Source organism: Pararhizobium mangrovi, from assembly GCF_006516965.1.
GTDB classification, from domain to species: Bacteria; Pseudomonadota; Alphaproteobacteria; order Rhizobiales; family Rhizobiaceae; genus Pararhizobium_B; species Pararhizobium_B mangrovi.
In genome coordinates, this window is record NZ_VHLH01000004.1 from 152,678 (window position 1) to 177,587 (window position 24,910).

The 24,910-nt window shown below is 64.8% G+C and carries 20 protein-coding genes; 8 read left to right on the plus strand and 12 right to left on the minus strand.

From position 1 onward, the window contains the following. Positions 1–130: 130 nt before the first annotated feature. From FJU11_RS03665 to FJU11_RS03680, 4 genes are read right to left on the minus strand one after another with little or no spacing between them, the layout of a single operon-like run. Entirely contained in the window at positions 131–1,417 is a 1,287-nt protein-coding gene (locus FJU11_RS03665) for a beta-ketoacyl-ACP synthase (RefSeq protein ID WP_141165666.1), read from the minus strand. Further along, positions 1,414–2,625: a beta-ketoacyl-ACP synthase gene (locus FJU11_RS03670; protein WP_141165667.1), complete on the minus strand. Its 1,212-nt coding sequence runs from the start codon at positions 2,623–2,625 to the stop codon at positions 1,414–1,416. Before FJU11_RS03670 ends, FJU11_RS03665 begins: the two co-directional genes overlap by 4 nt. Beyond that, positions 2,622–3,116: a 3-hydroxyacyl-ACP dehydratase FabZ family protein gene (locus FJU11_RS03675; RefSeq protein ID WP_141165668.1), complete on the minus strand. Its 495-nt coding sequence runs from the start codon at positions 3,114–3,116 to the stop codon at positions 2,622–2,624. The genes FJU11_RS03670 and FJU11_RS03675 overlap by 4 nt, the downstream gene beginning before the upstream one ends. A 34-nt stretch (positions 3,117–3,150) precedes the next feature. Beyond that, positions 3,151–3,435 (minus strand): acyl carrier protein, encoded by a 285-nt coding sequence (locus FJU11_RS03680; protein ID WP_141165669.1) that lies wholly within the window; start codon positions 3,433–3,435, stop codon positions 3,151–3,153. A gap of 153 nt (positions 3,436–3,588) precedes the next feature. On the opposite strand from FJU11_RS03680, the gene FJU11_RS03685 reads away from it, so the two are divergent. Together FJU11_RS03685 and gndA are read left to right on the plus strand one after the other, a co-directional pair. After that, on the plus strand, positions 3,589–4,215 hold the full coding sequence (locus FJU11_RS03685) for a GNAT family N-acetyltransferase (protein WP_181408027.1): 627 nt from the start codon (positions 3,589–3,591) through the stop codon (positions 4,213–4,215). Between the two features lie 203 nt (positions 4,216–4,418). After that, positions 4,419–5,846: an NADP-dependent phosphogluconate dehydrogenase gene (gene gndA, locus FJU11_RS03690; RefSeq protein WP_141165671.1), complete on the plus strand. Its 1,428-nt coding sequence runs from the start codon at positions 4,419–4,421 to the stop codon at positions 5,844–5,846. A gap of 16 nt (positions 5,847–5,862) precedes the next feature. On the opposite strand, the gene FJU11_RS03695 is transcribed toward gndA, so the two are convergent. Further along, entirely contained in the window at positions 5,863–6,687 is an 825-nt protein-coding gene (locus FJU11_RS03695) for an HpcH/HpaI aldolase/citrate lyase family protein (RefSeq protein ID WP_141165672.1), read from the minus strand. Between the two features lie 172 nt (positions 6,688–6,859). Between FJU11_RS03695 and FJU11_RS03700 the strand changes: the two genes are divergently transcribed. After that, positions 6,860–7,993, plus strand: a complete 1,134-nt coding sequence (locus FJU11_RS03700; RefSeq protein ID WP_181408028.1) for a DUF2336 domain-containing protein — start codon at positions 6,860–6,862, stop codon at positions 7,991–7,993. 31 nt (positions 7,994–8,024) lie between these two features. Here the strand turns inward: FJU11_RS03700 and parE are convergent, their stop codons facing one another. From parE to FJU11_RS03720, 4 genes are all read right to left on the minus strand, one after another. Beyond that, positions 8,025–10,070 carry a DNA topoisomerase IV subunit B gene (gene parE / locus FJU11_RS03705; RefSeq protein ID WP_141165674.1) on the minus strand — a complete coding sequence of 682 codons (2,046 nt, stop codon included), beginning with the start codon at positions 10,068–10,070 and terminating at the stop codon, positions 8,025–8,027. 148 nt (positions 10,071–10,218) lie between these two features. Beyond that, positions 10,219–10,596 carry a PH domain-containing protein gene (locus FJU11_RS03710; protein WP_141165675.1) on the minus strand — a complete coding sequence of 126 codons (378 nt, stop codon included), beginning with the start codon at positions 10,594–10,596 and terminating at the stop codon, positions 10,219–10,221. Between the two features lie 75 nt (positions 10,597–10,671). Continuing rightward, a complete protein-coding gene (glnA, locus tag FJU11_RS03715; RefSeq protein ID WP_141165676.1) occupies positions 10,672–12,081 on the minus strand; it encodes a type I glutamate--ammonia ligase in 1,410 nt (469 codons plus the stop codon). A 57-nt stretch (positions 12,082–12,138) separates the two neighbouring features. After that, a complete protein-coding gene (locus FJU11_RS03720; RefSeq protein WP_141165747.1) occupies positions 12,139–12,477 on the minus strand; it encodes a P-II family nitrogen regulator in 339 nt (112 codons plus the stop codon). Positions 12,478–12,791: 314 nt separating this feature from the next. On the opposite strand from FJU11_RS03720, the gene FJU11_RS03725 reads away from it, so the two are divergent. Further along, positions 12,792–14,318, plus strand: coding sequence for an NAD(P)H-hydrate dehydratase (locus tag FJU11_RS03725; RefSeq protein ID WP_141165677.1), 1,527 nt, complete (start codon positions 12,792–12,794; stop codon positions 14,316–14,318). Here FJU11_RS03725 and FJU11_RS03730 read toward each other — a convergent pair. Then, a complete protein-coding gene (locus tag FJU11_RS03730; RefSeq protein ID WP_141165678.1) occupies positions 14,315–15,121 on the minus strand; it encodes a DUF72 domain-containing protein in 807 nt (268 codons plus the stop codon). The genes FJU11_RS03725 and FJU11_RS03730 overlap by 4 nt on opposite strands. Positions 15,122–15,261: 140 nt before the next feature. Here FJU11_RS03730 and FJU11_RS03735 point away from each other — a divergent pair, with 140 nt between their 5' ends. Then, complete coding sequence (locus FJU11_RS03735; RefSeq protein ID WP_210242834.1) at positions 15,262–16,392, plus strand: transporter substrate-binding domain-containing protein; 1,131 nt, start codon at positions 15,262–15,264, stop codon at positions 16,390–16,392. 301 nt (positions 16,393–16,693) lie between these two features. On the opposite strand, the gene uvrA is transcribed toward FJU11_RS03735, so the two are convergent. Next, entirely contained in the window at positions 16,694–19,615 is a 2,922-nt protein-coding gene (uvrA, locus tag FJU11_RS03740) for an excinuclease ABC subunit UvrA (RefSeq protein WP_141165679.1), read from the minus strand. A gap of 298 nt (positions 19,616–19,913) precedes the next feature. Between uvrA and FJU11_RS03745 the strand changes: the two genes are divergently transcribed. Both FJU11_RS03745 and FJU11_RS03750 read left to right on the plus strand, forming a co-directional pair. Next, positions 19,914–20,399, plus strand: a complete 486-nt coding sequence (locus FJU11_RS03745) for a single-stranded DNA-binding protein (protein WP_141165680.1) — start codon at positions 19,914–19,916, stop codon at positions 20,397–20,399. Positions 20,400–20,540: 141 nt separating this feature from the next. After that, the gene (locus FJU11_RS03750; RefSeq protein WP_141165681.1) at positions 20,541–20,987 is read left to right on the plus strand and encodes a DUF4168 domain-containing protein; all 447 of its coding nucleotides are present in this window, start codon (positions 20,541–20,543) and stop codon (positions 20,985–20,987) included. Between the two features lie 148 nt (positions 20,988–21,135). Here the strand turns inward: FJU11_RS03750 and FJU11_RS03755 are convergent, their stop codons facing one another. Further along, positions 21,136–21,765: a MarC family protein gene (locus FJU11_RS03755; protein WP_141165682.1), complete on the minus strand. Its 630-nt coding sequence runs from the start codon at positions 21,763–21,765 to the stop codon at positions 21,136–21,138. 322 nt (positions 21,766–22,087) lie between these two features. On the opposite strand from FJU11_RS03755, the gene gyrA reads away from it, so the two are divergent. Further along, positions 22,088–24,910, plus strand: coding sequence for a DNA gyrase subunit A (gene gyrA, locus FJU11_RS03760; protein ID WP_141165683.1), 2,823 nt, complete (start codon positions 22,088–22,090; stop codon positions 24,908–24,910).

Sequence of the window (24,910 nt, forward strand, 5' to 3'; positions counted from 1 at the left end):
GTGCGGGGTCTGTCGACCGTCCGATCGTCGATCGACCGTGCGGCGACGCGCGACACCATCGATCCGCGGGCTGTAAGCACGGGCCCTTCGAGAACCGCGCCAGCCCGGCCATTACGTTCGGGCCGAGGGATTAAGCGGGTTCGCCGGCAATGACAAGGCAGGCGTTCTGCCCGCCGAAGCCGAAGGAGTTCGACAGCACGCGCGAGACGGACGCTTCGCGCTTGACGTTCGGCACCACGTCGAGCGGGATCGCAGGGTCCGGAGTCTCGTGATTGATCGTCGGCGGCACGGTGCCGGTGCGGATCGTCATCAGCGAGAACACCGCCTCGATCGCACCGGCGGCCGTCAGCGTATGGCCGATCATCGACTTGTTCGAGGAGACCGGAATGGTATCGAGCGCCGTGCCGAAGACGGAAGACAAGGTCAGATATTCCATCTTGTCGTTTTCCGGCGTCGAGGTGCCATGGGCGTTGATGTAGCCGATGCCCGTTTCGTCGAGCCCCGCATCCTCGAGCGCGGCACGCACTGCAGCGATCGCCGGTCCGCCGTCGGGTGAAGACCGCGTGCGGTGGAAATGGTCGGCCTTTTCACCGCATCCCGTCACGAGCCCGAGGATTTCCGCACCACGCGCTTCGGCGGCTTCCAGCGACTCCAGCACGAGCGCGGCCGACCCTTCGGCGATGACGAAACCGTCGCGGTTCTTCGTGAACGGCTTGGAAGCCTTTTCCGGCGGGTCGTTCTGGGTGGAGAGCGCGGAAAGCAGCGAGAACCGGATCAGCGATTCCGCATTCACCGAACCGTCGGTCGCCAGCGTCAGCGCCCGGTCGGCCCGCCCCTGGCGGATCGCCTCGACGCCGAGCTGAATGGCGGTCGTGCCGGACGCGCAGGCCGTCGACAGCGTAACGGGAAGGCCGCGTGTGCCGAACCGGTCGGCCAGCCGTTCGGAGATCGCGCCGAAGAGGATCGACTCGCGGAAGGCGAGATCCGGCGCATCCTTCAGGACGTCGAGGAAGCGGCGATACGCATCGGCTTCGCCGGCGGCCGGGTGTGCCTTGTCGCCGAGCGCGAAACGCTGCGACCATTCCGGCTCGACCGGCGGCGCGGCAAGGAAGAGGGGCCCGCCGAACGCGCTAGAGATCCCGGAACCGGAAAGCGCCTCTTCGGCTGCGAAAGCCGCCATGGCGTGCGAGCGTTCGGTGGCGTTTTCGGCGGGAAGATCGAGGAAATCGACCGTGCCGGCGATGCGGGTGGAAAGCCCCTCCGTCGGAAACCGCGTGATCGAATGGATGCCGGAAACGCCGTCCGTCAGCGCGCGCCAATTGTCGGCGACGCCGCTGCCGAGCGAGGACACGACGCCGATACCGGTGACGGCGACGAGCGGACGGCCGAGATGGTCGGTGTAGCGCGACGTGCTCATCCGTTCGCATCCTCGGCTTGAAGCACGGCCATACCTTCGCCCCGGACATGGCCGAGCGTCGTGACGATCGCCGTCTTTGCCGGCACGCGCATCGGCGCCTCGTTCTCGGCATCGAACGGTGCGACGGCGGCATTGGCCTTGAGCGCGAGCGCGGCAAGCGCGATGCCGAGCGGGAAGGTGGGTTCGATCAGATGACCGGTCAGGCTCCCGTAGCCGCGTACCGGAGCGTGCGGAAAGAGATCGCCGAGGATCGCGCGTTCATCGCGCGTGATGTCCTTCAGACCGCTCGCGCCCGAAAGAACGAGTGGCGCATCTGCCTCGAGCGCACCGGTTTCCTCGGCGAGGCGACGCATGCGCTCGGCAAGGCGGTCCGGCGTACGCGCACCGCGATCGCCGGCCACACCGGAAAGGTGCGCGTGGATCGTCGCGCCACGTGCGTTCGCGCTCTTGCGCGACTCCAGGATGACGAACGCACCGCCGGATCCGAGCACGATGCCGCCGCCAGCCGCGTTTTCGCGCGCCCATACGGGCGACCATTCTCCGCGCGCCGCACCCGACGCGGCTTCGACGAGCAGAAGCATGTCCGCACGTTCCGCGTTGAGCGAACCGCCGACCAGCGCCTGCGTCGACTGCCCGGCGCGAATGCGGGCGGCGGCCGTTTCCACCGCGGAGATGCCAGCCGCCTCTTCGCCCATGAACGTGCGCGAGGAACCGGTGACCTTGTGGACGATCGAAATGTTGCCTGCGAGCAGGTTGGAAAGCTGCGCAAGAAAAAGCGTCGGGCGAAGTTCGCTCGTCAGCTTCTCGTTGACGAGCGCATCGTGGTCGTCGCGCTCGGCGGCTGCGTCGACGATCATGGAATCGACCGACTGGTCGCGCTCGCCGCCGCCGGCTGCGATCACCATGTCCATGGCTGCGCACGCTTCCGCATCGTCCTTCAAGCCGGCATCGTCGAGTGCGAGGCCTGAAGCGTAGACACCGAGACGCTGCCAGTCGCCCATCTGCCGCTGGTCGCCACGGCGCGGGATCTGCTGCGACCAGTCGATCTCGGGCTTTGGATGAACGGGGTAGGGGGCGAGCGTCCGCGCATCGACATGCGGGTCGCGCTCGCTGCCCGTCAAAAGGGCGACGTGCGCATCGTTGCCGACCCCTTGCGCGGTGACGAGACCGACGCCGGTGATCACCACATCGTTCGCCGCTTCGCTCATGAGGATGCCGCCGTTTCACGGTCGTCGGACGTCATCGCGTCCAGAAGACCGATTTCGCCCGCTCGTTTCCGGACGACGTCACCCATCGGCACTTCGGAAAACGGCGTCGTCTTCAGCTTCAGGGTGGCATCGCAAATCCGGCGGCCGTCGCGCAGGATCCGCGCCTTCGTCACCGCATATCCGGAGCCGGCATGTTCCAGATCGGCTTCCACAACGAGATCGGTCCCCGGTTCGACGAAGGTGCGCATCTTCGCCCCGTCGACGGACACGAGGAAGGGCATCGCTGCGAAATCGTCGAGCGCGAGCAGCAGGTAACCCGAAGCCTGCGCCATCGTTTCGATCAGGAGCACGCCCGGCACGAGCGGCATGCCGGGGAAATGACCTTCGAAGACCGGGCTTTCGTCCGGCGTGCGGGCGCGGGCGACGAGCCGGCCCGCCTTTCGGTCGAGCGATTCGACGCGATCGACCATCTGGAAATACTCGAGAAGCATGCGGCTCCTGCCGGCTTGAGCGGACGCTTGCCCCTCAAGCCTTGGCGGCTTTCAACTCGTCGATCTTCGCACAGAGGTTCTTCAGCACGAAGTATTCTTCCGTCGACACCTTGCCGTCGTTGACTTCCTGCGTCCACTGTTCGAGCGGTATCTTGATGCCGAATTCCTTGTCGATGGCGAAAACAATGTCCAGAAAATCGAGGCTGTCGATACCGAGGTCGTCGATCGTATGGCTTTCGGGCGTGATCGTGTCGCGGTCGATCTCGCTCGTTTCGGCGATGATGTCCGCTACTCGTTCGAAGGTTGCACTCACACTCATATCCCCGTTGATAAAGACCCTTCGGGCGGCAGCTATAGGAAACTCCGCCTCAAAAGCCAATGGCGTCGAAGCCCGGTCGCCCGAACGCCGAACTTCAACGCCACGAAACGGCGCGCCGTCGGTTTCATGGCGAGACGATATGGAGCCTTTTTGTTGCAGAAAGAAGACGATTTCAACTGGCGGCTCGAGGAGGCCTTTGCCGCTGCATGGCCTGCGGCGGTCTGCCTTCGATGCGACAACTGGTTGCTGCGCTTTTCCGGAGACGCCGTCCGACGCGTGAATTCAGTCAATCCGCTGCGTGGTCCGCGTGGCATGGACGGGGACTTTTTCGCGTTCGTCGAAGCCTTCTACGCCGAACGCGGGCGCAAGGCCGTCTTCCGGGTGCCGGAATTCGCGTCCGAGGTCACGCCGCTGCTTCGCGCGCGCGGCTACCGCGCCGTCCGGCCCTCGCCGACATTGACGCTGTGGCAGGACATGCCTTCGAGCGACGACGCCACGGACGATCGCGTCGAACTATCCACGAGCGCCGACGCCGCATGGATCGATGCATGGCAGCGGGTGAACGGCGCGCCGGACGAAAGCCGCACGATCTACGATGCGATGACCCGGGCTATTCTCGTTCCGGTCCGCTTCGCCGCCATCCGTCGGGACGATCGCGTGATCGCGCAAGCGTACGCGGCGATCCATCGCGGGGTGCTCGTCTTCGATTCGGTCGCCGTCGATCCGGACCACCGTCGCGAGGGGCTCGGCCGACGGGTGGTTTCGGCGCTCCTTGCCTGAGGAGGCCGGTCCGGCGCACGGTTTGCGGCGCTGCAGGTGCTGGAGGAAAACACGCCCGCACATACGCTCTATGCTGCCCTCGGCTTTGACCGGATGACCTACGCCTATACCTATTACGAAGCGCCGTAGCGGCCGGCGACCGCTTGCCGCAGGCGATCTCCGGTGCCAGAACATCGGGTGGGAAACAACCAAGGAACGCTCGAATGCCAGAAGCGGAAATCGGCCTGATCGGCCTCGGCGTCATGGGCGCCAATCTCGCGCTCAACATCGCCGAAAAGGGCAACACCATCGCCGTCTTCAACCGGACGACGGAAAAGACGCGCGATTTCTACGACAATGCCGGAGACCTCGCCGAGCGCATCGTGCCGTGCGAGACGATCGAGGATTTCATCCAGGCGATCCGCCCGCCGCGGCCGGTCATCGTGATGGTCAAGGCGGGCGATCCGGTCGACGAGCAGATCGAGCACCTGAAGCCGCTGCTCGGCGACAACGACATCCTGATCGATGCCGGCAACGCCAATTTCCGCGACACGATGCGCCGTTTCGAGACCCTGAAGGACACGAGCCTCACCTTCATCGGCATGGGGGTTTCCGGCGGCGAAGAGGGCGCGCGCCACGGTCCGTCGATCATGGTCGGCGGAACGCAAGACGCCTATGCGCGCGTCGAGGAGGTCCTGACCTCCATCTCCGCCAAGTTCGACGGAGAACCGTGCTGTGCGCGCCTCGGCACGGACGGCGCGGGGCACTTCGTCAAGACGATCCACAACGGCATCGAATATGCCGACATGCAGATGATCGCCGAGGTCTACGGCATCCTGCGCGACGGGTTCGCCATGGCGCCGAAGGAGATCGGCAAGGTCTTCGAGAAGTGGAATACCGGGCGGCTCGATTCGTACCTGATCGAGATCACCGCGAAGGTGCTCGCAGCCGACGATGCGAAGAGCGGCGAGCCGATGGTCGACATGATTCTCGACCGTGCCGGGCAGAAGGGCACCGGCCGCTGGGCCGTCATCGAGAGCCAGATGATGGGCATTCCCGCGACGGGCATCGAGGCGGCCGTCGCGGCCCGCAGCCTTTCGGCCATGAAGGAAGAGCGCGAACGTGCGGAAGAGCTTTTCGGGCTTCCGGACAATCGTGCCATGGCCGACGAGGACCGCGAGAAGGTCATCGACGCGCTCGAGCAGGCGCTGCTCGCCGGCAAGATCGGTGCCTACGCGCAAGGGTTCGCCGTCATGGCGGGTGCCTCGCGCGAGTTCGGATGGAACCTGCACATGCCGACCATCGCCAAGATCTGGCGCGCTGGCTGCATCATCCGTTCGGTCTTCCTCGACGAGATCGCGTCCGCCTTCGACGAGACGCCGGATGCGGCAAACCTCATCGTCACGCCGAAATTCGCCGAGATGGTGAAGGAGACGGACGGGGCCTTGCGGCACGTCGTTGCGACGGCGACGAGTGCCGGCCTTCCTGTGCCGGCGCTTGCGAGCGCACTGGGCTATTTCGACAGCTATCGGCGCGCGCGCGGCACGGCGAACCTGATCCAGGCACAGCGGGATTTCTTCGGTGCGCACGGCTTCCAGCGCGTCGACGACCCGACGGACGGGCAGCACGGTCCGTGGGGCGGAACGGCATAAGGACTAAAGAGGCGGCTTACTCGCGCCGTACGGACGCGCAGGCCGAAGCTCGCAGGATCGTTTCCGCGCGGCTTCGGTGAAGCGCGCCGATGCGCTGCCCGTTCAGGTGAGCGGTCGACCGATCATGGAGGAGTGCGATCACGCGCTCGGCCCATGCGACGTCGGCCAGCCCCGGCGTAAAGCGACGATTGATCGCTTCGATCTGGATTGGATCGGACGCCATCTTGGCGGAGAACCCGGCATCGATCGCTTTCTGACATGCCGATGCGAGCGCGTCGTTTGATGAAGGCGCATCGATCGCCGGAACGCTGGCGACGGCAGCGCCCAGGACGATCCGTTCCGCGGCGAACGGCATCGCTGCACTGCCGCCGATCGCCGCACGGAGCGTCTCGCGGTCGAAGAGAAACGCGGCCAGCCGTTCGGTCTTGCCGGCAAAATCTTCGATGCGGACAAGCGCCGCCGGGTTGTCGATCGCGACCACGATGCGCGTGCTCGATTGGCGAAGCCCGTGTTCGGCTTCCTGCACGCCGAGGAGGACGGCCAGATGCTGGACGTCGCGGCCATCCGTCGCGCCGGTCAGGACGACCGAGTCCGGCCGGCCGGCCATGATGGTGCAGAGGTCCGCAATGCAGTCGGCCTCGCCTACCGGTGCGATGCGCACGGCACGGTAAGGCGGGGATCGATCGCATTCTTTCAGGAACGTAGCCACGCGTTCACGCCCAACCGCGCGGTCGCGCCCTTCGCGCATTTCGAGGTCCGCCAGGAGCCAGTCCGCACCGCTCGAGTGCGCCGCTTCGAACTGGGAGGGTTCGCCGAGCGATATGTAGAGGACGGAACGCATTACGCGTTCTCGGGCGGCATGTCGGCCGCATGGGCACGCCGCGGTATCCGACGAAATCGCGCCGTCATGCGCTTCTTATCCGAACCGGTCTGCTCGACATCGATCATGGTAAACGTTTCGTCAACGGAATCAGGGCACCATCATGCGTACGAGACGGCGGTGTGGGGGCCGAATGATGATCGTGTACCGTTTTCTGCAATGGGCGAGAAGCGCTTCGGCCGCCGATCGCGCCAAGGCCGCGCATCTTCTCGCGCGGGCCTATCTCGAAAGCCGGCTTGCGCCGCTCGAACGCGAGGCGGCCGAGACGGCGATGATCTACCTGCTCGACGACCCTTCGCCGAACGTGCGGCTTTCGCTGGCGGAGACGCTCGCCGACGATCGCGGCGCGCCGCGTGCGCTCGTCCTGTCGCTCGCGCGTGACCAACGCACCATCGCTTCGGTGATCGTCGAACGCTCGCCCGTTCTTCTCGACCGCGATCTCGTGGATCTCGTCGGCGAAGCGGGCGAGGCGATGCGCATGACGATCGCCAGGCGACAGAACCTGTCGATCGGCGTCGTTGCGGCCTTGGTCGAGATCGGCAGTGTCGACCTCGTATGCCGGCTTCTCGACCGTGACGACATTGCGATCGCCAATGTCTCGCTGGCGCGGATCGCAGAGCGTTTCGGCGTGGATGCGGCCATCCGCATGCGCCTGCTAGACCGGGACGCGCTGCCGGGCGCCATCCGCCACGATCTCATCCTCCGGGTCGGAGATGCGCTGGCGACGCATGCGCTGCTGCGTGCGACCATGGGACACGAGCGCGTACGCCGCGTGACCGACGAGGCGTGCACGCAGGCAACGCTGGCGCTCGCCGGCGAGGTGCCCACCACCGAAATGCCGGCCCTCGTCGAACATCTGCGGATTTCCGGCCGCCTGACGAGCGCGTTCCTGCTGCACGCGCTGTGCGCAAAACGGCCGGACTTCTTCGTGACCGCCGTCGCGAGGCTGAGCGGCTATCGCGAACAGCGCGTCCAGAGCCTGCTGGATGGCGGCCGGACACAGGCGCTCAACGCCTTGTTCCGTTCGGCCGGGCTCTTCGACGAAGTGCTCGACGTCATGGTCGAAGCGACGACGATGCGCCGCCTATGCCGCAGCGATCTTGCGGCGTTCCCCGCGAAGCTCGCCACGCAATATGCGGACCGGCGTCGGAAGAGCCCGGTGGTCGACGATCTGCTTCTTCGTCTCGAGCGAATGGACCGCAATGCCCGGCGCGAGCGGGCGCGGCTCTTCGCAAGCGAAGCGGAGAACGCCGTTCACGCCGCCTGAGAGATAGCGGGCGGGGACGTCCAGCCGGACCTTAGATGTCCAGCTCGCCGACGAAGGCCGCGCGCTCCTGAATGAACCGGAAACGCGCATCCGCCTTGCTGCCCATCAGGTCGTCGACGGCAAGCCGCGTGCCCTCGATGTCCAGCTCGTCGACCTCGACGCGCAACAGGGTACGCGTTGCCGGGTTCATGGTCGTTTCCTTGAGCTGGGCCGGCAGCATCTCGCCGAGGCCCTTGAAGCGTCCGATCTCGACCTTGCCCCGACCGGTGAACTCGGTCTCCATCAGCACGGCGCGATGGGCGTCGTCGCGTGCGTAGAGCGTCTTCGCCCCTTGCGTCATGCGGTAGAGCGGCGGCACCGCGAGGTAGAGATGCCCCTGCCGGATGAGCTCCGGCATCTCCTGATAGAAGAACGTGATCAGCAGCGAGGCGATGTGTGCGCCGTCGACGTCGGCATCCGTCATGATGATGATGCGGTCGTAGCGCAGGTCGTTCTCGCGATATTTCGTGCGCGTGCCGCAGCCGAGCGCCTGGACGAGATCGGCGATCTGCTGATTGGCCATCAGCTTGTCACGCCCGGCGCTGACGACGTTCAGGATCTTGCCGCGGAGCGGAAGGATCGCCTGGTTCGCGCGGTTTCGGCCCTGTTTGGCGGAGCCGCCGGCCGAATCGCCCTCGACGATGAAGAGCTCCGCCCCTTGCGCCGCGGTCTGCGAGCAGTCGGCGAGCTTGCCGGGCAGGCGCAGCTTACGCACGGCCGACTTGCGCGAGACGTCGCGCTCCTTGCGCCGGCGCATGCGTTCGTCGGCGCGTTCGATGACCCATTCGAGCAGCCGGTCGGCATCGCCGGGCGAACCCGCGAGAAAATGGTCGAAGGGGTCGCGCACGGCATTCTCGACGATGCGCTGCGCCTCCGCCGTCGCCAGGCGGTCCTTGGTCTGGCCGACGAATTCCGGCTCGCGGATGAAGATCGACAGCATGCCGGCGGCCGACGTCATGACGTCGTCGGTCGTGATCTGCGCCGCGCGCTTGTTGCCGGAAAGCTCGCCATATGCCTTGAGCCCGCGCGTCAGCGCGATGCGCATGCCTGCTTCGTGCGTGCCGCCTTCGCCGGTCGGGATCGTGTTGCAGTAGGAGCGCATGAAGGCGTCGCCCGCATGCCATGTGACCGCCCATTCGAGCGAGCCGTGTCCGCCGGTCTTCCTGGAATGGCCGGCGAAGACCTCGCGCGTGACCTGATGCTCCTTCGGCAGGGTCGCCTGCAAATAGTCCTTGAGGCCGCCAGGAAAGTGAAACGTGTCGGTCTCGGGCGTCTCGAGCGCACCGGCGAGCAGGGCGGGCGCGCAACGCCAGCGGATCTTGACGCCGCCGAAGAGATAGGCCTTCGACCGAGCCATGGTGAAGAGCCGGTGCGGATCGAAGGCGGCCTTCTCGCCGAAGATCTCGGCGTCGGGGTGGAAGCGCACCTTCGTGCCGCGCCGGTTCTGCGTGTCGCCGATCGTCTCGATCGGCCCCTGCGCCTTGCCGCGCGAAAAGACCTGCCGGTAGAGCTTGCGGTTGCGCGCGACCTCGACCTCGAGATGGTCGGAAAGCGCATTGACGACGGAGACGCCGACGCCGTGAAGACCGCCGGAGGTCTCGTAGACCTTCGAATCGAACTTTCCGCCGGCGTGCAGCGTCGTCATGATGACTTCCAGCGCCGAACGGTCGGTGAACTTCGGATGCGCGTCGACCGGAATGCCTCGGCCGTTGTCGGAAACGGAAAGGAAGCCGTCAGCCTCGAGCTCGACGTCGATGTGGTCGGCGTGACCGGCGACCGCTTCGTCCATCGCGTTGTCGATGACCTCGGCGAAGAGGTGGTGAAGCGCGCGCTCGTCGGTACCGCCGATATACATGCCGGGTCGCCGGCGCACCGGTTCCAGACCCTCGAGCACCTCGATATCGGCGGCCGAATAGTCGCCGTTGGCTTGCGGTTCGGCGGGCTTCGCCTTTGCGGCACTCTTTCGCCGGCCGTTCGCGCTACCGGCGGATGCGGGTGTCGCGCCTGCCGAAAAGAGATCGTCCTTCTTGTCGTCCATCAGGGGCCGTCGGTTCCCATCATGCGTATCGCGGTCGAATCAGTGAAATGATTGTGCCTTAAAAGCACGATAACGGCGAACCGCCGTAGCGCGCGGTCGTACGAGCGATGCTTCCACGACGAACGGCGCATGCCTGAAGGCGTGAGTGTCAGCGAAGCGTGCCGGCGGCGAGCGCCTGCTGGATACCCTTCGTGTCGACGCCCTTGCCGAGCGTGCGCTCGATCGGCTGGTCCTCGCCGGAAAGCCAGATGCGCAGTTCGGCTTCGAGGTCGAAGCTGCCCGCTGTCTCCAGCGAGAACCGGCTGATCGATCCGTAGGGGATCGTCAGGTAGTTCGTCTTCTTGCCGGTCATGCCCTGCACGTCGACGATCATGAAGCGAAGGTCGGTGAAGACGAAGAAGTCGCGCAGCACGTTGAAAGCGAGGCGTACCTCTTCTTCGGGCAAGAGGATGCCTTCGAGCTTCTCGCCGATCTTCTTCGTATCGGCGTCGCTGGCATGGCCCATCAGGCCGTCGAGAAGACCCATGATTTTCAACTCCCTGAATGCAAGATCCCGGCGAGCAACTCGCCGGGACCGAAATCGTTCGACCGAATGCGACGATCAGACGGAATAGTACATGTCGTATTCGACCGGATGCGGCGTCATCTCGTAGCGCAGCACCTCTTCCATCTTCAGATCGATGTAGGCATCGATCTGGTCGTCGTCGAACACGCCGCCGGCGGTCAGGAACTTGCGGTCCTTGTCGAGCGACGTCAGCGCCTCGCGCAGGCTGGTCGCGACCGTCGGGATCCGCCGCAGTTCGCGCGGCGGCAGGTCGTAGAGGTCCTTGTCCATCGCCTTGCCGGGGTCGATCTTGTTGTTGATGCCGTCGAGGCCGGCCATCAGCATCGCGGCGAAGGCGAGGTAGGGGTTGGCCGTCGGATCGGGGAAGCGAACCTCGACGCGCTTCGACTTCGGCGACGAGCCGAAAGGAATGCGGCAGGAGGCCGACCGGTTGCGTGCGGAGTAGGCGAGCAGAACCGGCGCCTCGAAACCCGGGACCAGGCGCTTGTAGGAGTTGGTGGATGGGTTGGTGAAGGCGTTCAGCGCACGGGCGTGCTTGATGATGCCGCCGATGTAATGGAGGCAGCTTTCCGAAAGACCGGCGTATTCGTCACCGGCGAAGGCCGGCTTGCCACCCTTCCAGATCGACTGGTGCACGTGCATGCCCGAGCCGTTGTCGCCATAGACCGGCTTCGGCATGAAGGTCGCGGTCTTGCCGTAGGCGTGCGCGACCTGATGGATGACGTACTTGTAGGTCTGGAGCTGGTCGGCGTTGCGCGTCAGGGTATCGAACTTGATGCCGAGTTCGTGCTGCGCAGCGGCCACTTCGTGGTGGTGCTTTTCGACCTTCACGCCCATCTCGGCCATGACGGAAAGCATTTCCGAGCGCATGTCCTGGGCGCTATCGATCGGCGGAACCGGGAAATAGCCGCCCTTCATGCGCGGCCGATGGCCGAGGTTACCGACCTCGTAGTCGGCATCGCTGTTGGACGGGAGTTCGGTCGAATCCACCTTGAAACCCGTGTTGTAGGGCTCGGCGGCGAACTTGACGTCGTCGAAGACGAAGAACTCGGCCTCGGGACCGACGAACACCTGGTCGCCGACGCCGGAAGCCTGCAGGTAGGCTTCGGCCTTGCGGGCGGTCGAGCGCGGATCGCGATTGTAGGCCTCGCCGGAGATCGGATCGAGGATGTCGCAGACGATTGCCATGGTGGACTGGGCGAAGAACGGGTCGACATGTGCGCTCTCGACGTCGGGCATGAGCACCATGTCGGACTCGTTGATGGCCTTCCAGCCCTGGATCGAGGAGCCGTCGAACATCACGCCGTCGGTGAACATGTCGTCGTCGACGCAGCTCACGTCCATCGTCACGTGCTGCATCTTGCCCTTGGGATCCGTAAAGCGCAGATCGACGAACTTTACGTCGTTGTCCTTGATCTGCTTCAGAATGTCATTGGCAGTCGTCATAGAATATTTCCCTGTTTGTGATGACGAATTGGAAACGGCGGCGCGAGAATGCGCTGCCTAAATCGCGTTCGCGCCGGTTTCGCCGGTTCTGATGCGGATCACCTCATCGACCGTCGAGATGAAGATCTTGCCGTCGCCGATGCGTCCCGTCTGGGCGGCATTGCGGATGGCCTCGACGGCCGCCTCGGCGGTCTCGTCGGAAAGCACGATCTCGACTTTGACCTTGGGCAGGAAGTCCACGACATACTCGGCGCCGCGGTAGAGCTCGGTGTGCCCCTTCTGGCGACCGAAACCCTTGGCTTCCGTGACGGTGATGCCCTGCAGACCGACCTCCTGCAGCGCCTCCTTCACCTCGTCCAGCTTGAACGGCTTGATGATGGCTTCGATCTTTTTCATGGGGTGGTGTTTCTCCGCTCGTACCCGGAAAGCGGACGGCTGCCCGCTCGTCTCCCGCAGATGCATGCGCCATGCCAGTTTTCACCGTTCCACGCGCCGAAGAAAGCCGCCTGGCACTCGTTGGGTAGCCGATCCTCATGGATGGTGTCCAGCCCGTGACGCGGCGGGACAAATGTCCGATAAGAATGCGGCGCGGTTTTCCACGCGCAAACCACGACGGCCCGTTCCGAACCCGACGCGCGAGCATAAAAATTGAGCAAAATGGGCATTTTCGATGCACTCTCCGGCGCGGCGTTCGAGCGAGGATGCGCGGCATGAGCGGTCCACTCGAAATGCTGGTAACGCCCCAGGAAATGGGTCGGATCGATCACGCCGCCGCCGCATCCGGAATCGACAGCTACGCTCTCATGCGGGCAGCCGGCACGGCGGTCGCCGCGCGACTTCTGGCGCGTTTCCCGCATGTCGAGCGGGTCGCGGTGCTCTGCGGTCCGGGCAACAATGGCGGGGACGGCTACGTGGCGGCGCGCGCATGCGCGCAAGCGGGCGTACCGGTCGTCGTCCATTCGCTCGGCGATCCCGCCAAGCTGGAGGGAGATGCACGCCATGCGTTCGACGATGCCGGCATGCAGCCGCAAGCCCTTGCCGACTACCACCCGCAAGGCGGCGACGTCGTCGTCGACGCGCTCTTCGGTGCCGGTCTTTCGCGCGCGATCGAAGGGGAGGCCGCCGATTGCATCGACCGTATCGGCGAAGCCGCAACGCCGGTCGTGGCAATCGATCTGCCATCGGGCGTCGGTGGCGACAGTGGCGCGGTGCTCGGCACGGCCCTGCAGGCCGTCGAGACCGTCACCTTCTTCGCGCGCAAGCCCGGCCATCTGCTGATGCCCGGCCGCGATCTGTGCGGAACGCTGAGCGTCGTCGATATTGGCATTCCGGCCCGCTACGCCTCTCTGGCGGATAGCCGCGTCGTCGAAAATACGCCGGCGCTTTGGCAGCACGTCTTCCCGCATGCGCAAGCCGCCGGGCACAAATTCGCCCGCGGCCATCTCGGCGTCTTTTCGGGTCCGATGAGCGCGACGGGTGCGGCGCGTCTTTCCGCGGAAGCTGGGCTGACGGCAGGTGCGGGGCTCGTCACGGTCGCAAGCAGCGGCCAGGCGCTCGCCGTCAATGCCGCGCATCTGACGGCCGTGATGGTCAAGCGCGTCGATACGCTCGAGGATGTGCGCGACTTCGCCAGCGACAACCGCATGAAGGCGTTCGTGCTGGGACCGGGCTTCGGCGTCGGTGCGAAGGTGCGGGACTATGCGCTTGCCCTTCGCGAAAACGCCCTCGTGCTCGATGCCGATGGCATCACCGCCTTCGCGGAAGAACGCCCGGCGCTCGCCGAGGCGTTCTCGGCGGGTGACACCCGGCTGGTCGTAACCCCGCATGCGGGCGAGTTCGCGCGGCTCTTCCCGGATTTCGTGCCGGAGGAGGGACGCTCCAAGCTTGATGCGGCCCGCCTCGCCGCCGCTGCCATCAATGCCATCGTCGTCTTCAAGGGGAGCGATACCGTGATCGCCGCACCCGACGGGCGTGCCGCCATCAACACGAACGCGCCACCATGGTTGGCGACGGCCGGGGCCGGTGACGTGCTTTCCGGCATCACCGGCGGTTTGCTTTCGCAGAGCATGCCCGCTTTCGAGGCTGCGGCAGCGGCCGTCTGGTTGCATGGGGAAGCGGCAAGACACGCCGGCCCCGGCATGACGGCAGACGATCTTCCTCAAGCACTGGCCCGGGTGCAGCGCGATGGGCTCTTTGCGGATAGGCGTTTCGACGGTTCGGCTGGACGAACGTCCTAAGCGCGCGTGCGCTCGGCCAGTGCCATGGCGCCGTGCGGTGCCTGCGCCTTGCCCTCGTGGATGAAGTAGACGAAGACGTCGCGCGGTTTCGCCTCCGGCTTCGTGTCGGCATCGGCATAGGCGAGATCGTCCGGCGCGCCGCCTTCGGCCCATTCCTTCGCGCGCCGCGCCCAACCATCGAGGTCGTCTTCCGGGTAGCAGGTTTCGACATCGTCCGAACCGCGCTGAAGGCGCGCATAAACGAAGTCTCCCGTGACGTCGGCAATAGCCGGATAGGTCGCGTGGTCGGCGAAGACGACCGCTACGCCGTGCCGGCGCAGGAGTGCCGCGAATTCCGACGCGCGAAAGCTCTCGTGGCGCACCTCGACGGCGTGGGAAAGGTCCACGCCGTCGTGCTTTGCCGGAAGCATCTTGAGGAAGTCCTCGAAATCGGCCTCCTCGAACTTCTTCGTCGGGGCGAACTGCCAGAGGATCGGCCCGAGCTTCTCGCCGAGTTCCGTAACGCCGGAGGCGAAGAAGCGGTCCAGCGACTCGTCCCCCTCGGCAAGCTTTTTGCGGTTGGTGACGAAACGGTTGCCCTTGACCGCGAAGACGAACCCTTCAGGCACGGACGCCGCCCATTTGGCGAAGGTCTCGGGCTTCTGGCCACGGTAGTAGGTGGCGTTGATCTCGATGGTCGAAAGCTTTCCGGCGGCATAAGCGAGGTGTTTCGTCTTTGCGAGCTTTTCCGGATAGAACGTCTTTTCCCACGGCTCGAACGTCCAGCCGCCGATGCCGCTTCGAATGGTTCCGTGCTCGCCCATGCCGTACCTCCCTGGCCGCCCGAAAGCTCGATGCATCCGGTTTTCAGCCCTATAACGATGACGAGGGCGAACGGCCAGCGTCAAACGCCTTGCCGGATCGAACGACATAAAGGGGAACGGGAAGACCGATGCATCGAACGATGGGTACTCTAACGAGCGCGCTGATCGCCGCGACGATGGCGATCGCCGTCTTCATCCAGCCGGCCGGCGCGCAGGAGGCCGGCGCCAACGGTGCGAGCGGCACGGCAGATGCGGGTGCCGGCAGTGGCACGATGATCGTCGCCACGCGCGATGCGCCGCCCTTCGCCTTTCAGGATGCGAACGGCAACTGGGAGGGCATCTCCGTCGAGCTGTGGAAGCGCATCGCCGAACGGATGAACCTCACCTACCGCTTCCAGAAGACCACGAAGCTTTCCGACATGATCGACGGCGTCGCCGACGGGCGTTTCGGCGCGAGCGTCGCGGCCATGACGATCACGCCGGAGCGCGAGGCGAAGATCGACTTCACCCATCCCTTCTACACGACCGGTTTCGGTATCGCCGTCCATCGCGAGGGAGCCGGCTGGTTCCGCATCATGCTCAGCATCTTTTCCTGGCAGTTCCTTCAGGCGATCGCCGCGCTCGCCGCCGTACTTCTGCTCGTCGGCCTGCTTACCTGGCTTTTCGAGCGTGGCCGTAACCGCGACGAATTCGGCGGCCCATGGTGGCGAGGCCTTGCTTCCGGTTTCTGGTTTTCCGCCGTCACGATGACGACCGTCGGCTACGGCGACAAGGCACCGCGTTCGATCGGCGGGCGCTTCGTCGCGCTCGTCTGGATGTTCGCGGCGATCATCATCATCTCGACCTTCACCGGCATGATCGCTTCGGCCATCACGACTACCCGCCTTTCCGGGCTCGTACAGGGCCCCGACGACCTCGCTCGCGCGAAGACGGGAACGGTCGGCGATTCGGCAAGTGCCGGATGGCTCGCGAACCAGCATATCGGCTTTACGCGCTTCGATTCGGTGCAGGCCGGCCTCGACGCGCTCTCCAACCGCGATATCGATGCTTTCGTCTACGACAAACCGCTTTTGCGCTACCGCGTGAACACGGACACCAAAGGCGCGATCACCGTTCTTCCCGGCACCTTCGGCCGACAGGATTACGGCATCGTCCTGCCGCAGGGCAGCCGGCTACGCGAGCGGATCAATGAAAACCTGCTCGAGATCATCCAGTCCGGTGTCTGGCGCGATATCCAGTACCGTTATCTCGGCAATCCGGTAGAGCAGTAGAGACCGCCTTCGAAAGGCGGGGACGGCACCCCTCTACCGACCACCGTCCTTGGGCAAGAGCTCGAAATCCAGCCATGTTGTAACAGGAGCGAAATCGCTGGGTCGTATGGCCTTGTGCATTCCTGTTCGCAGCGACGAGCAAGAGGCCGACGCCATAGCGGGCGGTCGGGTCGTCGGCCCGCGTTCGATGGTGGCGACCACGTGCGAGGAGGCAAACCACGAGCGACCGGACATAGGTGCACGCTGCTTCTCGGGCGATCCCGTGCCATGGCTCGTTCGCTTCCGAGCTACCGTCGATCGCCTATTCCGCTGCCTCGGCCTTGTGCCCCGGGCGGCGTTCCAGCATCTCGCGCAGGAACTGGCCGGTATAGGAACGCTCGACCTTCACGACATCTTCCGGCGTGCCGGTCGCGACGATCTCGCCGCCGCCGTCGCCACCTTCGGGGCCGAGGTCGATGATCCAGTCGGCGGTCTTGATGACCTCGAGATTGTGCTCGATCACGGCGACGGAATTGCCGGTGTCGACGAGTTCGTGAAGGACGTCGAGGAGCTGCGACACGTCGTGGAAATGCAGGCCGGTCGTCGGCTCGTCGAGGATATAGAGCGTCTTGCCGGTCGAGCGCTTCGAAAGCTCCTTGGCGAGCTTCACGCGCTGCGCCTCGCCGCCCGATAGCGTCGTCGCCTGCTGGCCGATGCGCACATAGCCGAGCCCGACGCGCTTCAACGTCTCGAGCTTGTCGCGGATGGCCGGCACGGCGGCGAAGAAATCGGCGCCTTCCTCGGTCGTCATCTCGAGCACGTCGGCGATCGACTTGCCCTTGAACTGCACCTCCAGCGTCTCGCGATTGTAGCGCTTGCCGCCACACGCTTCGCAGGTCACGTGCACGTCCGGCAGGAAGTGCATCTCGATCTTGATGAGGCCGTCGCCCTGGCAGGCTTCGCACCGTCCGCCCTTCACGTTGAAGGAGAAGCGGCCCGGCAAATAGCCACGTGCCTTCGATTCCGGCAGGGAGGCGAACCAGTCGCGGATCGGCGTGAAGGCGCCGGTGTAGGTCGCGGGGTTGGAGCGCGGCGTACGGCCGATCGGCGACTGGTCGATGTCGATGACCTTGTCGACATATTCCAGTCCGTCGATGCGTTCGTGCACGGCTGGATGGTCGCGCGCGCCCATGATACGGCGAGCGGCGGCCTTGTAGAGCGTCTCGTTCAGGAAAGTGGACTTGCCGCCGCCCGAAACGCCGGTGACCGCCGTGAAGACCCCGAGCGGCAGGTCGACCGTCACGTTCTTCAGATTGTTGGCGCTGGCACCGACGACCGTCAGCTTGCGGCCCTTCTTCGGCTTGCGTCGCTCGGCCGGTACCGGCACGGCCATCTCGCCCGTCAGATACTGGCCCGTCAGGGATTCGCGACAGGCCATGACGTCGGACGGCGTGCCGGCGGCGATGACCTTGCCGCCATGGATGCCAGCAGCCGGACCGATGTCGACGACGTAGTCCGCCGTCAGGATGGCGTCCTCGTCGTGCTCGACGACGATCACCGTGTTGCCGATGTCGCGCAGGTTCTTCAGCGTTTCGAGAAGGCGGGCATTGTCGCGCTGGTGGAGGCCGATCGAAGGTTCGTCGAGCACGTAGAGCACGCCCGTCAGGCCCGAGCCGATCTGCGAGGCGAGGCGGATGCGCTGGCTCTCGCCGCCCGACAACGTGCCGGAATTGCGCGACAATGTCAGGTATTCCAGCCCGACATCGTTGAGGAAGGTCAGCCGCTCGCGGATCTCCTTGAGAATCCGAGGCGCGATCGCGTTCTGCTGCTCGGTGAGCTTTTCCGGCAGCGAATCGAACCAGTCGAGCGCCTTCGAGATCGAAAGCTGTGCCGCCTCGCCGATATGCCGCTCGTCGATCTTGACGGCGAGCGCTTCCGGCTTGAGGCGGAAGCCGCTGCAGGCCGGGCAGGGGGTATAGGCCATGTAGCGCTCGATCTCCTCGCGCGCCCATGCCGAATCCGTCTCGTGCCAGCGCCGTTCGAGATTCGGGACGATGCCCTCGAACGTCTTTGCCGTCTTGTAGGAGCGCAGGCCGTCGTCGTACTTGAAGGGAATCTTCTCCTTCGTCCCGTGCAGGATCGCCTTCTTCGCCTTGTCCGGTAGCGCGCTCCAGCGATCGGAGAGCTTGAAGCCGAAATGGGCGCCGAGGCCTTCCAGCGTCTGCGTATAGTAGGGCGAGGAGGAGCGCGACCATGGCACGATCGCCCCTTCGCGCAGCGTGCGGCCGGCTTCCGGCACGATCAGCGCCGGGTCGATCGACTGCTGCGAGCCGAGGCCGCCGCAGGTCGGGCAGGCGCCCGTCGGGTTGTTGAACGAGAAGAGCCGGGGCTCGATCTCGGGGATCGTGAAGCCCGAGACCGGACACGCGAACTTTTCCGAGAAGACCATGCGCTCGTGCGTCTCGTTGAGCGACTTGTTGGCGCTGCCGCCGCTTGCCGTCTCGGCCTCCGGCAGCGGCTTGTCGGCGAATTCGGCAAGCGCGATGCCGTCGGCGAGCCTCAGCGCCGTCTCCATCGAGTCCGCCAGCCGCGAAGCGAGGTCCTCACGCACCACCACGCGGTCCACCACCACGTCGATGTCGTGCTTGTACTTCTTGTCGAGAGCGGGCACCTCGGCGATCTCGTAGAAGGTGCCGTCCACCTTTACGCGCTGGAAGCCCTTCTTCATCAGTTCGGCGAGTTCCTTGCGGTACTCGCCCTTGCGCCCGCGCACGAGCGGCGCCAGCAGGTAGAGCCGCGTGCCTTCCTCGAGCGCCATCACGCGGTCGACCATCTGGGTGACCGTCTGGCTTTCGATCGGCAGGCCCGTCGCCGGCGAATAGGGCACGCCCACGCGCGCGAAGAGCAGGCGCATGTAGTCGTAGATCTCGGTAACCGTGCCGACCGTCGAGCGCGGGTTCTTCGAGGTCGTCTTCTGCTCGATCGAGATTGCCGGTGACAGCCCGTCGATGCGGTCGACATCCGGCTTCTGCATCATTTCCAGGAACTGGCGCGCATAGGCCGAAAGACTCTCGACGTAGCGTCGCTGGCCCTCGGCGTAGATCGTGTCGAAGGCGAGCGAGGACTTGCCGGAACCAGAAAGCCCGGTCATCACGATCAGCGAATTGCGCGGCAGGTCGACGTCGACGCCCTGGAGGTTGTGTTCGCGCGCACCGCGGATGGAGATCGTCTTGAGTTCGCTCATGTCGATGCTGCCCGGGTCCCTTCGGACGTTGGTTTATGCGAAACGCTCGCGTGACCGCCCTGATCTAAGTCGCCCGAGCGAACTGTCGAGCACAAAGGCGGCGAGCCACAGTGAAACGCTTGACGCCATGGTAGCGCGAAGACTAGAACAGAAAAAGAACAAAACGACGTTCGCACCGGACGTTTTCTCTTGTGGACCCAGATGTCGGGCTGGCGCAAACCCGTTCGCCATGGGGTAGGGTGCTTTTCAACAGTTCATCTGCGGGCGCCCCCCGCGAACCTGATCGAAAGGAAGAAAGATGGCGGGAAGCGTCAACAAGGTCATTCTGGTGGGCAATCTCGGCGCCGATCCGGAAATCCGTCGCACGCAGGACGGTCGCCCGATCGCCAATCTGCGGATCGCCACCTCGGAAAGCTGGCGCGACCGCAATTCGGGCGAGCGACGGGAGCGTACGGAATGGCATCGCGTCGTCATCTTCAGCGAAGGGCTCTGCAAAGTCGCGGAAAATTATCTGAAGAAGGGCGCGAAGGTCTATATCGAGGGCCAGCTGCAGACGCGCAAATGGCAGGACCAGAGCGGCCAGGACAAATATTCGACCGAAATCGTGCTGCAGGGCTTCAACGCAACGCTGACCATGCTCGACGGACGCGGCGAAGGTGGCGGCGGGGGCGGCGGCTCGAACTACTCGGGCGGCGACTACGGCAGCGGATCCGGCGGCGCTTCGTCGGGCGGCGGCCAATCCGGCGGCTTCTCGCAGGAAATGGACGACGACATCCCCTTTTGAGCGCGGACGGCCTTTCGCGCATCGGTCGCATGTCAAATTCCAGTCACGGTTGGCGAACAGGGTTCGACGATATGTCGAACACCGGACGGCGGCTTCGATGCCGGCTGCGGCCGTTCGCCCGATAACACTCGAGAAGGAACGATGATGTCCTTTCAGTACAAATCGGTCGCGCTCGCGACCGTGCCCGCACTCGCCACGATCGCCGGGTCGGCTTCAGCAGCGCTCGCACAGACCACCTCGAAGACCTCGGACGAGGCAGCGACCAACCAGAAAAGCGCTTCCGCTTTACAGACCACCGACATCAGCAACGCAAAACTTGATTCTTTCGCCAAAGCCTATCTCGGCGTCAGCAAGATCAAGCAGGAATATACGCCGAAGCTGAAGCAGGCGAAGGACGACGAGACGCGTCAGAAGGTCAAGCTCGAAGCGAGCAGGAAGATGGTGGAGACCGTCAACGGCGTCGACGGGATGAACGTCAAGGAATACAGCGCGATTCTCGCCTCGGCCCAGTCGAACCCGAAGCTTGCCCGCAAGCTTACGGAAGCGATCAATCATTCGTCCGACAAGAATGGCGAAGCCGGTAAATAGCCGTGGCTATCGGCGTGAAGATCTGGTCGTGGCCGGTCTTCGCGCCGCGCAACAAAGGTCTGAGGCGACAACTTTTGGCGGGCCACCTGCGTTTCGGCGCGGTGGCCCGTTTTTCGTTGAGAGCGCTGCCGTATGAATCTCAAAGGCACTAGATGCCGAAGGCGGCGCGGATGCCGTCGATGACGAACTGCACCGACAGCGCCGCGAGGATAACGCCGAGCAGGCGGGTCAGGATGATGCGCCCGGTCTCGCCGAGGAACCGGTCGATGCGCTCGGCGATGACGAGGGCGGCTAGCAGAATGGCGAGTGCCAGTACGACCATCGCAATGAGCTGAAGTGTCTGCACCGCACCGTCGCTGCGTCCGGCAAGCAGGATGACGGCGGAAATCGCTCCCGGCCCGGCTATGAGCGGGATGCCGAGCGGAAAGACGGCGGTATCGCGGATGCGATCCTGCGTAACCGCCCGTTCGGCACTCTTCTCGTGCCGTTCCTGTCGCTTTTCGAAGATCATCTCGAAGGCGATCCAGAACAGGAGAACGCCGCCGGCGATGCGAAAGGCCGGCATGGTGATGCCGAGCAGTTCCAGAAAACCCGATCCGGCGAGCGAGAAGAAGACGAGTACGCCGCCGCCGAGCAGACATGCCCGGATGGCGACCTGAAAGCGCTGCGCCCGGTTCATGCCGGCCGTCAGGCCGAGGAAGATCGGCGCCATTCCGACCGGATCGACCGTTACGAGAATGGTGATGAGCACGTTGACGAGAAAATCGATGCCGGACATCGTGGCCTTGCGATGAAGAATGGAAGGCAGAGCGTGCCGTGCCTGCCCGTCGGGATCAAGAACGGTCGGAGCGATCGGCCGCGAATGAGCCGCTTCGCCAGTGGATGAACGGCGCTTACCGGACCACCGTCTGCCATGCCACAGGAAAGACGACGACCGGTGGCCCGCGAACGGGCGGGGGCACCGATTCGCACGACACGATACGGCACGACGGACCGAGGCTGTGAACAACCTTTGCGCTATGCCGCGAAAGTTGGCGCAACCGGGCGGTTTTCGCTAAACAGTGAAGATCAATGATTCAGACCAGCGATCGTGACCTGACTTGACCGACCAGCCCACATCAGGCGGCCCCGACGGACCGCCCGGCTCCGAACCGATTTCGATCATCGACGAGATGCAGCGTTCCTATCTCGATTACGCCATGAGCGTGATCGTGAGCCGAGCGTTGCCGGATGCGCGCGACGGGCTGAAGCCCGTTCACCGGCGCATCCTCTACGCGATGAACGAGAGCGGTTACGTCTGGAACCGGCGATACGTGAAGTCGTCGCGCATCGTCGGTGACGTCATGGGTAAGTATCACCCGCACGGCGACAGCGCGATCTACGATGCCATGGTGCGCATGGCGCAGAACTGGTCGATGCGCGTGCCGCTCGTCGACGGGCAGGGCAATTTCGGCTCGATCGACGGCGATCCACCGGCGGCCATGCGCTATACCGAGGCGCGCCTTTCCAAGGTCGCGCACGAGCTTCTGGAGGACATCGACAAGGAAACGGTCGATTTTCAGGAGACCTACGATTCGTCGTCGAACGAGCCGAAGGTCCTGCCGGCGCGCTTTCCGAACCTTCTCGTCAACGGCGCGGGCGGCATCGCCGTCGGCATGGCGACGAACATTCCGCCGCACAACCTCACCGAGGTGATCGACGCCTGTATCGCCATCATCGACAAGCCGGGCATGGAGCTTTCCGAGCTCCTAGAGTTCATTCCGGGACCGGACTTTCCGACGGGCGCGCTGATCCTCGGTCGAAGCGGCATCCGCAGTGCCTACGAGACGGGTCGCGGCTCCGTCATCATGCGCGGGCGCACGCATATCGAGACGATCCGCGGCGACCGGGAGGCGATCATCGTCACCGAAGTTCCCTATCAGGTGAACAAGGCGACGATGATCGAGAAGATGGCCGAACTCGTGCGCGACAAGCGCATCGAGGGCATCTCCGATCTGCGCGACGAATCCGACCGGCAGGGCTACCGCGTCGTCATCGAGCTTCGCCGCGACGCCGTCGCCGACGTCGTGCTGAACCAGCTCTATCGCTTTACGCCGCTGCAGACGTCGTTCGGCTGCAACATGGTGGCGCTCAACGGCGGCAAGCCCGAACAGCTGACCCTCGCCGATCTGCTGACGGCCTTCGTCGGCTTTCGCGAGGAAGTCGTCAGCCGGCGCACGAAGTATCTGCTGCGCAAGGCCCGGGAGCGCGCGCATACGCTGGTCGGTCTGGCGATCGCCGTCGCCAATATCGACGAGGTGATCCGCCTTATCCGTCACGCGCCCGATCCGTCGACGGCACGTTCGCAGCTCATGGAGCGTCGCTGGCCGGCCGCGGACGTCGCGCCGCTGATCCGGCTGATCGACGATCCGCGCCACCGGATCAACGAGGACGGGACCTACTATCTCTCCGAGGAGCAGGCGCGCGCCATCCTCGATCTACGCCTCCAGCGCCTGACGGCGCTCGGGCGCGACGAGATCGCCGACGAGTTGAACACGATCGGCGAGCAGATCCGCGACTATCTCGACATCCTCGGTTCCCGCGAGCGCATCCAGGACATCGTCAAGCAGGAACTGCGCGACGTGAAGGAGGAGTTCGGCACGCCGCGGCGCACCGAGCTCGCCGAGGGCGGTCCGGACATGGACGACGAGGACCTGATCGCCCGCGAGGACATGGTCGTCACCGTCTCCCATCACGGCTACATCAAGCGCGTGCCGCTTGCGACCTATCGGGCGCAGCGGCGCGGTGGCAAGGGCCGCTCGGGCATGGCGACGCGCGACGAGGATTTCGTCACGCGCCTTTTCGTGGCGAACACGCACACGCCGGTGCTGTTCTTTTCTTCGCGCGGCATCGTCTACAAGGAAAAGGTGTGGCGGCTGCCGATCGGAAGCCCCCAGTCGCGCGGCAAGGCACTGGTCAACATGCTGCCGATCCAGTCGGGCGAGCGCATCACGTCGATCATGCCGCTGCCCGAGGACGAGGAGGGCTGGGCAAACCTCGACGTCATGTTCGCGACGACGCGCGGCACGGTTCGCCGCAACAAGCTTTCGGATTTCACGCAGGTCAATCGCAACGGCAAGATCGCCATGAAGCTCGAGGACGAGACGGACTCGATCCTCGACGTCGAAACGTGTTCGGAGACCGACGACGTCGTGCTGACGACCGCGCTCGGCCAGTCGATCCGCTTTCCCGTCGACGACGTCCGCGTCTTCGCGGGGCGCAATTCCGTCGGCGTGCGCGGCATAAACCTGGCCGATGGCGACGCCCTGATTTCGATGGCGATCCTCGGACACGTCGACGCGACGCCGCAGGAACGCACGAGCTACCTGAAGCGAGCGACGGCCGAACGCCGCCGCGCGGGCGTCGAAGCGGACGAAGTGACGCTTTCCGGCGCGGATGCCGCCGAGGAGGTCGAGCTTTCGGAAGAACGCTACGAAGCGTTGAGGCAGAACGAGGAATTCTTCCTGACGGTCAGCGAGAAGGGCTACGGCAAGCGCTCGTCGTCGTACGATTTCCGCGTGTCGGGCCGGGGCGGCAAGGGTATCAAGGCGACGGACGTCACGAAGATCGACGATATCGGCAAGATGGTCGCCGCCTTCCCGATCAGTGAGGGCGACCAGCTCATGCTCGTATCGAACCGCGGCAAACTGATCCGCGTTCCGGTCGAGGGCATTCGCATCGCGAGCCGCGCCACGAAGGGCGTTACGATCTTCTCGACCGCTGCGGAAGAGCGCGTCGTCTCCGTCGAGCGCATCAACGAACCGGACGTAGAAGCCGAGGCCGCTGCAGCGGATGACGAGGAGACGGAAGGCGTTGCGGACGAAGCATCGCACAGCAGGACGGACGAGGTACCCGGATCTGGGGACGACTCGACTACTGACTAG

Excerpts from the sequence above, each read along its gene's own strand:
- FJU11_RS03665 (WP_141165666.1), bottom strand. The coding sequence starts at position 1,417 with ATGAGCACGTCGCGCTACACCGACCATCTCGGCCGTCCGCTCGTCGCC.
- FJU11_RS03670 (WP_141165667.1), bottom strand. The coding sequence starts at position 2,625 with ATGAGCGAAGCGGCGAACGATGTGGTGATCACCGGCGTCGGTCTCGTC.
- FJU11_RS03675 (WP_141165668.1), bottom strand. The coding sequence starts at position 3,116 with ATGCTTCTCGAGTATTTCCAGATGGTCGATCGCGTCGAATCGCTCGAC.
- FJU11_RS03680 (WP_141165669.1), bottom strand. The coding sequence starts at position 3,435 with ATGAGTGTGAGTGCAACCTTCGAACGAGTAGCGGACATCATCGCCGAA.
- gndA (WP_141165671.1), top strand. The coding sequence starts at position 4,419 with ATGCCAGAAGCGGAAATCGGCCTGATCGGCCTCGGCGTCATGGGCGCC.
- FJU11_RS03695 (WP_141165672.1), bottom strand. The coding sequence starts at position 6,687 with ATGCGTTCCGTCCTCTACATATCGCTCGGCGAACCCTCCCAGTTCGAA.
- FJU11_RS03700 (WP_181408028.1), top strand. The coding sequence starts at position 6,860 with ATGATGATCGTGTACCGTTTTCTGCAATGGGCGAGAAGCGCTTCGGCC.
- parE (WP_141165674.1), bottom strand. The coding sequence starts at position 10,070 with ATGGACGACAAGAAGGACGATCTCTTTTCGGCAGGCGCGACACCCGCA.
- FJU11_RS03710 (WP_141165675.1), bottom strand. The coding sequence starts at position 10,596 with ATGGGTCTTCTCGACGGCCTGATGGGCCATGCCAGCGACGCCGATACG.
- glnA (WP_141165676.1), bottom strand. The coding sequence starts at position 12,081 with ATGACGACTGCCAATGACATTCTGAAGCAGATCAAGGACAACGACGTA.
- FJU11_RS03720 (WP_141165747.1), bottom strand. The coding sequence starts at position 12,477 with ATGAAAAAGATCGAAGCCATCATCAAGCCGTTCAAGCTGGACGAGGTG.
- FJU11_RS03725 (WP_141165677.1), top strand. The coding sequence starts at position 12,792 with ATGAGCGGTCCACTCGAAATGCTGGTAACGCCCCAGGAAATGGGTCGG.
- FJU11_RS03730 (WP_141165678.1), bottom strand. The coding sequence starts at position 15,121 with ATGGGCGAGCACGGAACCATTCGAAGCGGCATCGGCGGCTGGACGTTC.
- FJU11_RS03735 (WP_210242834.1), top strand. The coding sequence starts at position 15,262 with ATGGGTACTCTAACGAGCGCGCTGATCGCCGCGACGATGGCGATCGCC.
- uvrA (WP_141165679.1), bottom strand. The coding sequence starts at position 19,615 with ATGAGCGAACTCAAGACGATCTCCATCCGCGGTGCGCGCGAACACAAC.
- FJU11_RS03745 (WP_141165680.1), top strand. The coding sequence starts at position 19,914 with ATGGCGGGAAGCGTCAACAAGGTCATTCTGGTGGGCAATCTCGGCGCC.
- FJU11_RS03750 (WP_141165681.1), top strand. The coding sequence starts at position 20,541 with ATGATGTCCTTTCAGTACAAATCGGTCGCGCTCGCGACCGTGCCCGCA.
- FJU11_RS03755 (WP_141165682.1), bottom strand. The coding sequence starts at position 21,765 with ATGTCCGGCATCGATTTTCTCGTCAACGTGCTCATCACCATTCTCGTA.